Consider the following 7,898-nt stretch of genomic DNA (forward strand, 5'->3'; position numbering starts at 1 on the left):
ACCATGGCCACACAACATTGGACCACGTTTGGACCTTCTTCAGGGGCACCGATCGCAGGTTTCAGGAAGCCGACCCAAACACGCGATGCCCTGGTGATCCGCAATGATGGCCGCTGTGAGCCGCGCTCAACTGGCGGCTAGCGGGAAGCGACTTGACATGGAAAACACAGCTTTACAGATCGAACTGGCCTGGGATTCGCGGAAGGCCGACACGAATCGCGTCAAGCATGGCATCTCATGAAAACGACACACTCAAACGACGAGATGCCCGCCGAGATCGATGTTTCGGCCGGTCAGCGCGGACGCTTTTATCGGCCGCAAGCACAATGGCATGTGCCGGTCTACCTCAACCCTGAGGTCCAGCAGTACTTTCTTCGCCGCGCCGAAGAAAGCGGTCTGGATTTCGACCAATTGATCAATACCCTCTTGCAGAAAGACATGGAATTGCTTGAGACCTTTGCGCAAGGATCATCGTCATAAACTCGACGACCATTAGCGCGCCCTCGGTTTGTTACGCGAGACACCAGAGCGCATCCTCACCGCTGAGACCCCAAAGGCGGTGTTTCACTGAGCCGCGCCAACAACAGCCTGCGGTTGCGGCCCTGATGGCGCGCCAACGCCGAGCGCTCAAGCCACAGCGCCGTCGAGCGTCGTCAAGGTCCGATCAGCACATCCGCGAGCTTTAGCACGACGCCGAGGATGGCGAGGCCGCCGATGAGCCAACGGGTCTGCGCGGCCAGTGCCTGATGCAGGCTCACTTCGAGCTGGTTAATCCGCTCCTGTAAGCGCGCGTCGACCTCTTTGATCTGGAGCTCAACGCCCTTGATGTCCTTCTGTAGGCGTGCCATGAAGGCCTTCGGGTTGACCGTCGAGTGCTTTAAATGCTCAAACCGGTGGAAATTTTCCACCAGTTCGTCCTTTTGGGATTTGTTGGGATTTGGTCAGCTCGAAATAATACCCCTCTGGGAACTTCTCAGCGTTGTTTCAGCGGGGAGGCCTGTTAACGCTACCTGGCCGGCACCGATGATCGCGCCAGCCCCGATGCTGATGCCTTGTTTGAGGATCGCACCGCTGCCGATGAAGGTGCCCTCGCCGATGAGTACGCCGCCGTTGACGCGCGCGCCGGTGGCGATGTGACAGTGATCGCCGATCTCGGCATCATGCTCGATCAGCGCCTGGCTGTTGATGATGCAGTTGGCACCGATGCGGGCGTTGGCATTGATCAGGCAGGCGTGCATCAGGAGGCTGCCTTCGCCAAGGGTGGCGTGGCGCGAGCAGTAGGCGGTCGGCGACTGGATCACGGGGAGCTTGGCGCCATGGTGCTTGAGCAGGTTGAATAGTCGCCTGCGGGTGCCGGGGCTCTTGATCTGGCCGACGGTGACGAGGGCATTGGGTGTCTTGGCGAGCAGGGCCGGCAAGTCGTCATCGCTGCCGAGTATGGGATAGCCGAGCACGGCTTCGGTTCCCTCCGTCGGCGGCTGGACGATGCCGACGATCTGGTATCTAGCCTCGGCTTCGATCACGTCGATGCAGGCGCGGCAGTGGCCGCCGCCGCCGAGGAGTAAGAGTGGCGTCATATCAACACCAGGCTACCGGGGGAAAGGCATCCTGGATCATGCCAAGGCGCTTTGTTTTTCAGTCTCTAACTGAAGATTCAATGGAATGACTAAGCGCGCCTGAGGCAAGTTTGCGCTGATTTCTAAGATATCACCATCCCATAGAGTCCTGTAAAAACCTTTTGCAACATTATTTTGAATCTGACGCAGGGCCTTCAGCATGTTGTTTTCATCGCTAGATCCAAAGGTGATGATTCCATTGAATTGGACCAAAGCATCCTGATCAAGCGGCTTGATGATCTTTTCGATCAGATAATCTAGGCGCTTGAACTCATCCTCTTCGAACCAGTCAGCCCAAAGAATCAGATCCCATTGGATATCTTCCGGATCTTGGGCCACCAGACATTTGACCTTGAAAGGGCCACGCTCCTGCTCGATTGCCTGCAGTGCCTTGGCGATTGTTAAAGCGAGATTTCGCATAATGCTTTCACCAGTGTCTGGGTTGCAGACAGCATGCTTGTGGCATCCGTCTCTTTTGCGCTTCGAGGGTCTTCATACCGCTTTGTCTCATGCCACTTGCTGACCACATTCCAAGCGGCTAATTCTTTGATAGCTTTTTCTTTTCCAGTGAGCTGGAGGAGAAAAAGGAAGTTGTGTGTTTTGAGAACCTTTAGATCGCCTGCTGTCCGAAATGTCCGCCAATTTAATTGCTTGGTGACTGCATATTTCAATGCCAACTCAACACAATAACCACTCAGATAAATGGCGTTCGCGTATCGCTGATGCTGAGTAAGCAGCAGGGCATCGTCATATTTTTGCCTGAGATTTTTAACGATCTCATTAAGCGGCATTCCTGGCTCAACTTCAGTTTTACCCATGGCTCATTATTGCCCCATGATGCTTTAAAGCGGAATGATTACGCCAACCCCGCGCTACTTGGCAGGTTGATGATCCGCCGTGCTAGCGATTCCGCTACCGGCAAGGGTGCGCGCGGGCAGTGCTGATAGGGCGGCAACTGGTGCATCAGTGTCCAGGCTGGGCGGGTCATCAAGCCGGCGTCGTTGGTCGCCTCCAGAATCGTATCGCGTTGATCGGCTACCGCCTCGTCCAAGATCAGCGTCTGTAGCCAATCGTTGCTCTCGCACCCCGACGGCTCTTGCATCAGCCGTACCTGCTCAAGTCCGGCGAAGGCCTGCAGGTAACGCGCGGTCAGTCGCCGCTTCGAGGCCAGAAAATCCGGCAACTGCTCCAGCTGCGCACAGCCAAGCGTGGCGTTGAGATTGGGCATGCGGTCGAGATAGCCGATCCCATCTCCCGTTCGCGGTTTAGCCGTCTTGGAATTCCAACCGGTGCTCGATGCGATCAATGCGGGCAATGAGTTAGTCGGTATGTCCATGCTGTTCGACGACTTCACCATACCTATGCGCGAGGTCGCGCCGAAGGCCTGCCACAGTGGATTCCAAATTGGTCATGCGCGATTCCAGCCGGGCAAAGCGCTCGGTGCGTTTGTCTTGTACGGCGCGGATCGCGCGCAGATGCTCGAGGACGAGATTATCGACGCTGTTGGTCATGACCAGAGCTCCGTTCGAGTTGAGTCGCGAGCGATTGTCATAGGTTATACCGATCCACCTTGTCTTGCGCGAGTCTGCTCGGGTCCGTGAACCAGGCGACGGTCACGCTCAGACCGCGACGAAAGCCATCCAAGCCGCCATACTGCGGTACCCAGCCCAGCAGCTCGCGGGCCTTTGTATTCGAGCCAGCCCCCGCTGTGCTGCGCGACGAGTCGACTGCGGTGCGGCTCGATAACCGGGTGGTGATTATGGTCGGCGGCAAGGGCCTGCGCCTGCGCCCGCTGACGGCGGAGACGCCAAAGCCGATGCGACCGATCGCCGACAAGCCGCTGCTGGAGGTGATTGTCCGCCAGTTGGCGGCGCAGGGGTTTCATCGCTTCATCTTCGCGCTGCACGACAAGTTCGAGCAGATTCAAGCGCACTTCGGCGACGGCTCAGCGTTGGGGTGCGCATCGACGACCTACTTGAGCAGCCGCCGCCTGGCACCGCGGGTGCGCTTGGCCTGTTGCGCGAGACGCTGGAGCAGCCGTTCTTCGTCACCAATGGCGATCTGCTGACCAAGGCCGATTTCCGCAAGATCCTCGACTTTCATCGCGAGGAGGAGAGTGACTTTACCGTTGGCGCGGTGCGCTACGACATCTCCGTGCCCTATGGGGTGTTGTTACAAGAGGACGATCACATCAAGGGCATCGTCGAGAAGCCGGTGTATCGGCATGATGTGAATGCCGGCATCTACCTGATGAACCCCGAGCTACGGCAGCGGATCCCCAAGGGCCAGCGGACGGATATGACCGATCTGATGACCACGCTGTTGGCGGAGAAGAAGCGCCTGCTGACCTATCCGATTATTGAGTATTGGCTGGATATTGGCCGGCATCCGGATCTTGAGCTGGCTCGGGCGGAGTTTGATGTGCATTTTGGGGAGGGGTGAGGGCAGGTTGACGGCTGCCCGGGACGGTATCTCCGACCCCTTGTGCTGAAGCATCAACGCCTGGCACCGAGATCAGGCCTTCCCTTGCCCTTCGCGCAACTCATGCGCCAGCTGCTGATACTGTCGCGCCTGTTCTGAGCGTCCCATCTGCTCATGGAGCACCGCCAGGTGATGCGCCGCCAGAAAGCTACCACGCCCCTGCACGCTGCCCTCAAGCTGCGGCTGCTCGCCCAGCGCCAGGCAGGTCGACCAAGCGGAGTCCACCAGCGGTAGGAACTCCTGCTCGGCCTGGGCCGGATGCGCCATCGCCCAGTCGAGTAACAGATCACCGAGCACAAAGAAGACATCCGGCGATTGTTGCCAGTGCGGCATCTCCTGCTCGGCCAGCTGAATCGCCGTCTCCAACTGCCCCGCGCGCTTGAGCACATAAAGCAACCGCACCACCAGATCATGCCGATAGCCTTGCTGTGGCGCGACCCACTGCAAGGCGCGCTGATCGTGCTCAGCGGCCTCCGCGAAGGCCCCATAGACCTCGTCATCCTTGCCCAGCTGATAGTGCAGGTAGGCATCCTCCGGGCGCTCCTCGAGCATCGCCTGTAGCAACCGCCGATTGCGACCGCGTTTGCGTGCCAGCGCCGCGCGGCGGTAGCCGCTGTGATGGATCGGCATCGGCAAGCGCACCCGCGGCAGATCCGAGCACGGCTGCTCATGCACCCGCCCCTGATACCGCACCGAGGCCGGCAGCAGCCGGGGCAGCCACGAGGTGCTATGCGCCACCTGATCCTCGAGATCAAAGGCACTGATCACCGGCAGCAGGCCGATGCGCGTCGCCGGCCCGCGCGTGGCTTCGATCAAGGCTTCTGCCCCAGCGGCATCGTCCGCCAGGCGCTCATCGGCATCCAAGATCAGATTCCAAGCCGCCGGCGAGTGCGCCAAGGCCGCATTGCGCGCCGCGGCGAAATCGTCGCACCAGGTAAAGTGATGCACCTGCGCGCCACAGGCCTGAGCGATCACGACCGTGTCATCGCTCGAGCCGGTATCGAGCAGGATGATCGACTCGACCAGGCCCCGCGCGCTCTCCAGACAGGCGCGCAGTGTCGCCGCCTCGTTGCGAGCGATGACCACCAGCGCGAGTCGGCAGCGCGGGGACTTGGGCGGGGAGGGATTTTGCGCTGAACGTGGTTGCATCCGATTCGAGGCCGCCAGTGAGTAATGAGGATGAGTGCCAAGTGAGGCTTGATCCTACCGAAGCGACCAAGCCTGGAGTCATCGTAGACTTGGGCTTGCTCCAATGACCGACAATCAACGCACAGGTGATTAACGACGGATCTGAATCAAGCTGGCCAGCTGCGAGCAGTGACAGCGCCCACAGAACCGATGCTTGAGTCGACGACAGGTTGGCCAGATCTGTCAGAATAGCGATTCGCTTGATGCTTTGCGTGAGTGTTTAAGCACCCAACCGAACGCCTGAGCCACCGTGCAGCCCCACTGGACCCTTAACCTCAAGACCGGCCTCAAGGTCAACGTCCCGGCCGACCTCGACAACCCGGTCACCCTGAAGGTGCTCGAGCTTGAAGACTGGCCCGAGCCCAAAGTCGCCTTCCTGTGCGCTCCTATACAGGTACTGGCCCGCAACGGCTGAGCGCATGCACACCGACAAACAGATTTACCTACTCCTCGGCGCCGATCCTGAGTTCCTCTGCCTGCTCACCGCCGGCCTATGCATCGATGGCCCCTACGCCTTCGAGGCCATCGACGTCAAAGCCCTAGAGCGGCGCATCGACGGTGTCGTGCTCCCGGCAGACCCCAAGCAAGCCATCTGGGCGATCGAAGTCCAAGCCCAGAAAGACGACGCCATCTACCACCGCCTGCTGGTCGACATGGGCCTGCTCGGCGAGCGCCGTCTCGAGCAACCGGTGCGCGGCCTGCTGCTGTTCCTCAGTCATGAGCACGACCCCCAGACCGAACCCTGGCACAGCACCATCGCCCGCGACCCGCAGTGCCCCATCCGTCGCGTCTATCTCATCGAGGTGCTCGAACAGCTGCGTCAGACCCAGCCCGAGCACCCGCTGCTCGCCACCTTTCTGCCCTATCTGGTCGAAGACCGCGAACGCTTGCGCGAACAAGCCCCGCTCGCCTATGGTCAGATTCAGCAAGCCCCACTGCCTGAACAAGCACGCCGCCAGTGTCTCGACGTCTTCCAATCCTGGCTGCTGGCGCGTTTTAAGGACCAGACTTTAGAGGAGATCCTCATCATGCTCGGCGAAATGACCCCACTCGAACAGACCCGCGCTTATCAGGAGATCGTCGCGAAGAACCAGCCGATTTGGCTGGAGGAAGGCCGTGAGGAAGGCCGCGAGGAAGGCCGCGAGGAAGGCCGTCGGCGCGAAGCTGAACGGGTGGCGCTACGCCTTCTGCGCCGCCGCCTTGGCAGCCTCACCAAGGGGCAACAGGCCCACATACAAGCCCTCCCGGTCGACCCGCTCGAAGATCTCATCGAAGCGCTGCTCGACTTCAGCACTGACGCCGACCTCGAGACCTGGCTCGCCGCGCATCCCAAACCCACACCGCAACCGAACGCCTGAGCCAACCGTGCAGCCCCACTGGACCCTTAACCTAGAGACCGGCCTCAAGATCCCGGTCAACCTCGACCACCAAGCCCCGCCAACAAGCACAATCTAATGATGCCATCATCAATAGAACCCATTGAAAAGAAACTAAAAAACCTTGACTGGCCGGCCGCGGTGATCAACTTTCGCGTCGTGCCCGGTGAGGACGCAAATGGCGATGAGGCCATTTGGGTCTGGCTCACGGTGCAACCAGGGGCGGCACAACAACCCCGTCAGCGCCAACAGCTTTTAGACTGCAAAAAGACGGTTCAGGCCGTGGTTTCCCAACAGGTTCCTGATCTATGGACCTACGTTCGCTTGGAAAACCCGGCTGACAACCCTGCGAAGCCTGCTCTGGAGCAGGCATGACCCTTGCCGCAGACCTCTTAGAGCAAGCCCGTATGCTGGCAACCCGTGAGCCCAAGCGCCCGCGACAAGCCGGCCTGCGCCGCGCGGTGTCAGCCGCCTACTACGCCCTGTTCCATCAACTGGTCGAGGCGGCGAGTCAGGATCTTGTCACCGGCCGTGGCTGCGAAAACCTCCGTCACAAGGTCCGCCGCGCCTTCCAGCACAAAGAGATGAAGGATGTTTGCCAAGCACTCGCCAAATGGCAGCCCAAACAGCCACCCGCACGCCTCGCTGAACGCTTTCTCCAGCCCCCGACGCCAGACATCCAGGCCGTCGCCAGTGCATTCGTCGAGCTCCAACACCATGGCCACACAACATTGGACCACGTTTGGACCTTCTTCAGGGGTACCGATCGCAGGTTTCTGGAAGCCGACCCAAACACGCGATGCCCTGGTGATCCGCAATGATGGCCGCTGTGAGCCGCGCTCAACTGGCGGCTAGCGGGAAGCGACTTGACATGGAAAACACAGCTTTACAGATCGAACTGGCCTGGGATTCGCGGAAGGCCGACACGAATCGCGTCAAGCATGGCATCTCATGAAAACGACACACTCAAACGACGAGATGCCCGCCGAGATCGATTTTTCGGCCGGTCAGCGCGGACGCTTTTATCGGCCGCAAGCACAATGGCATGTGCCGGTCTACCTCAACCCTGAGGTCCAGCAGTACGTTCTTCGCCGCGCCGAAGAAAGCGGTCTGGATTTCGACCAATTGATCAATACCCTCTTGCAGAAAGACATGGAATTGCTTGAGACCTTTGCGCAAGGATCATCGCCGTAAACACGACGAGCATTAGCGCCCTCGGTTTGTTACGCGAGACACC

General features: G+C 59.7%; 13 protein-coding genes and 1 pseudogene. 7 read left to right on the forward strand and 7 right to left on the reverse strand.

What is annotated here, in order from left to right; all coding sequences use genetic code 11:
- Nucleotides 1–237: 237 nt before the first annotated feature.
- A complete protein-coding gene (locus CKO42_RS24940) occupies nt 238–480 on the forward strand; it encodes a hypothetical protein (RefSeq protein WP_200251393.1) in 243 nt (80 codons plus the stop codon).
- A gap of 173 nt (nt 481–653) precedes the next feature.
- Here CKO42_RS24940 and CKO42_RS24945 read toward each other — a convergent pair whose 3' ends face one another.
- From CKO42_RS24945 to CKO42_RS24970, 6 genes are read right to left on the reverse strand one after another with little or no spacing between them, the layout of a single operon-like run.
- Entirely contained in the window at nt 654–908 is a 255-nt protein-coding gene (locus CKO42_RS24945) for a hypothetical protein (RefSeq protein ID WP_200251395.1), read from the reverse strand.
- 33 nt (nt 909–941) lie between these two features.
- Complete coding sequence (locus CKO42_RS24950) at nt 942–1,577, reverse strand: NeuD/PglB/VioB family sugar acetyltransferase (protein WP_200251405.1); 636 nt, start codon at nt 1,575–1,577, stop codon at nt 942–944.
- 36 nt (nt 1,578–1,613) lie between these two features.
- On the reverse strand, nt 1,614–2,036 hold the full coding sequence (locus tag CKO42_RS24955) for a hypothetical protein (protein WP_200251407.1): 423 nt from the start codon (nt 2,034–2,036) through the stop codon (nt 1,614–1,616).
- On the reverse strand, nt 2,018–2,434 hold the full coding sequence (locus CKO42_RS24960; protein ID WP_200251409.1) for a HEPN domain-containing protein: 417 nt from the start codon (nt 2,432–2,434) through the stop codon (nt 2,018–2,020). Before CKO42_RS24960 ends, CKO42_RS24955 begins: the two co-directional genes overlap by 19 nt.
- A 38-nt stretch (nt 2,435–2,472) precedes the next feature.
- A complete protein-coding gene (locus CKO42_RS24965; protein WP_338035000.1) occupies nt 2,473–2,973 on the reverse strand; it encodes a DegT/DnrJ/EryC1/StrS family aminotransferase in 501 nt (166 codons plus the stop codon).
- Nucleotides 2,936–3,127, reverse strand: a complete 192-nt coding sequence (locus CKO42_RS24970; protein ID WP_200251412.1) for a hypothetical protein — start codon at nt 3,125–3,127, stop codon at nt 2,936–2,938. The genes CKO42_RS24965 and CKO42_RS24970 overlap by 38 nt, the downstream gene beginning before the upstream one ends.
- Before the next feature lie 248 nt (nt 3,128–3,375).
- On the opposite strand from CKO42_RS24970, the pseudogene CKO42_RS24980 reads away from it, so the two are divergent.
- A pseudogene (locus CKO42_RS24980) lies at nt 3,376–4,058 on the forward strand (nucleotidyltransferase family protein).
- Between the two features lie 72 nt (nt 4,059–4,130).
- Here CKO42_RS24980 and CKO42_RS24985 read toward each other — a convergent pair.
- On the reverse strand, nt 4,131–5,246 hold the full coding sequence (locus CKO42_RS24985; RefSeq protein ID WP_200251421.1) for a glycosyltransferase family 2 protein: 1,116 nt from the start codon (nt 5,244–5,246) through the stop codon (nt 4,131–4,133).
- 289 nt (nt 5,247–5,535) lie between these two features.
- On the opposite strand from CKO42_RS24985, the gene CKO42_RS24990 reads away from it, so the two are divergent.
- The 5 genes from CKO42_RS24990 (at nt 5,536) to CKO42_RS25010 (ending at nt 7,855) form a co-directional block, all read left to right on the forward strand.
- Nucleotides 5,536–5,700 (forward strand): hypothetical protein, encoded by a 165-nt coding sequence (locus CKO42_RS24990; protein ID WP_200251424.1) that lies wholly within the window; start codon nt 5,536–5,538, stop codon nt 5,698–5,700.
- Between the two features lie 4 nt (nt 5,701–5,704).
- Nucleotides 5,705–6,643 (forward strand): DUF2887 domain-containing protein, encoded by a 939-nt coding sequence (locus tag CKO42_RS24995; protein WP_200251427.1) that lies wholly within the window; start codon nt 5,705–5,707, stop codon nt 6,641–6,643.
- A 96-nt stretch (nt 6,644–6,739) separates the two neighbouring features.
- Entirely contained in the window at nt 6,740–7,036 is a 297-nt protein-coding gene (locus tag CKO42_RS25000) for a hypothetical protein (RefSeq protein WP_200251431.1), read from the forward strand.
- Nucleotides 7,033–7,482, forward strand: a complete 450-nt coding sequence (locus CKO42_RS25005; RefSeq protein ID WP_200251433.1) for a hypothetical protein — start codon at nt 7,033–7,035, stop codon at nt 7,480–7,482. The genes CKO42_RS25000 and CKO42_RS25005 overlap by 4 nt, the downstream gene beginning before the upstream one ends.
- Before the next feature lie 130 nt (nt 7,483–7,612).
- Nucleotides 7,613–7,855, forward strand: coding sequence for a hypothetical protein (locus tag CKO42_RS25010; RefSeq protein WP_200251435.1), 243 nt, complete (start codon nt 7,613–7,615; stop codon nt 7,853–7,855).
- The last annotated feature ends 43 nt before the right edge of the window (nt 7,856–7,898 follow it).

Source organism: Lamprobacter modestohalophilus, from assembly GCF_016583905.1.
Lineage (GTDB): Bacteria > Pseudomonadota > Gammaproteobacteria > Chromatiales > Chromatiaceae > Lamprobacter > Lamprobacter modestohalophilus.

What these genes read in the sequence shown, in the direction of transcription:
- CKO42_RS24940 (WP_200251393.1), top strand. Translation starts at nt 238, where the DNA reads ATGAAAACGACACACTCAAACGACGAGATGCCCGCCGAGATCGATGTT.
- CKO42_RS24950 (WP_200251405.1), bottom strand. Translation starts at nt 1,577, where the DNA reads ATGACGCCACTCTTACTCCTCGGCGGCGGCGGCCACTGCCGCGCCTGC.
- CKO42_RS24955 (WP_200251407.1), bottom strand. Translation starts at nt 2,036, where the DNA reads ATGCGAAATCTCGCTTTAACAATCGCCAAGGCACTGCAGGCAATCGAG.
- CKO42_RS24960 (WP_200251409.1), bottom strand. Translation starts at nt 2,434, where the DNA reads ATGGGTAAAACTGAAGTTGAGCCAGGAATGCCGCTTAATGAGATCGTT.
- CKO42_RS24965 (WP_338035000.1), bottom strand. Translation starts at nt 2,973, where the DNA reads ATGGTGAAGTCGTCGAACAGCATGGACATACCGACTAACTCATTGCCC.
- CKO42_RS24970 (WP_200251412.1), bottom strand. Translation starts at nt 3,127, where the DNA reads ATGACCAACAGCGTCGATAATCTCGTCCTCGAGCATCTGCGCGCGATC.
- CKO42_RS24985 (WP_200251421.1), bottom strand. Translation starts at nt 5,246, where the DNA reads ATGCAACCACGTTCAGCGCAAAATCCCTCCCCGCCCAAGTCCCCGCGC.
- CKO42_RS24995 (WP_200251427.1), top strand. Translation starts at nt 5,705, where the DNA reads ATGCACACCGACAAACAGATTTACCTACTCCTCGGCGCCGATCCTGAG.
- CKO42_RS25000 (WP_200251431.1), top strand. Translation starts at nt 6,740, where the DNA reads ATGATGCCATCATCAATAGAACCCATTGAAAAGAAACTAAAAAACCTT.
- CKO42_RS25005 (WP_200251433.1), top strand. Translation starts at nt 7,033, where the DNA reads ATGACCCTTGCCGCAGACCTCTTAGAGCAAGCCCGTATGCTGGCAACC.
- CKO42_RS25010 (WP_200251435.1), top strand. Translation starts at nt 7,613, where the DNA reads ATGAAAACGACACACTCAAACGACGAGATGCCCGCCGAGATCGATTTT.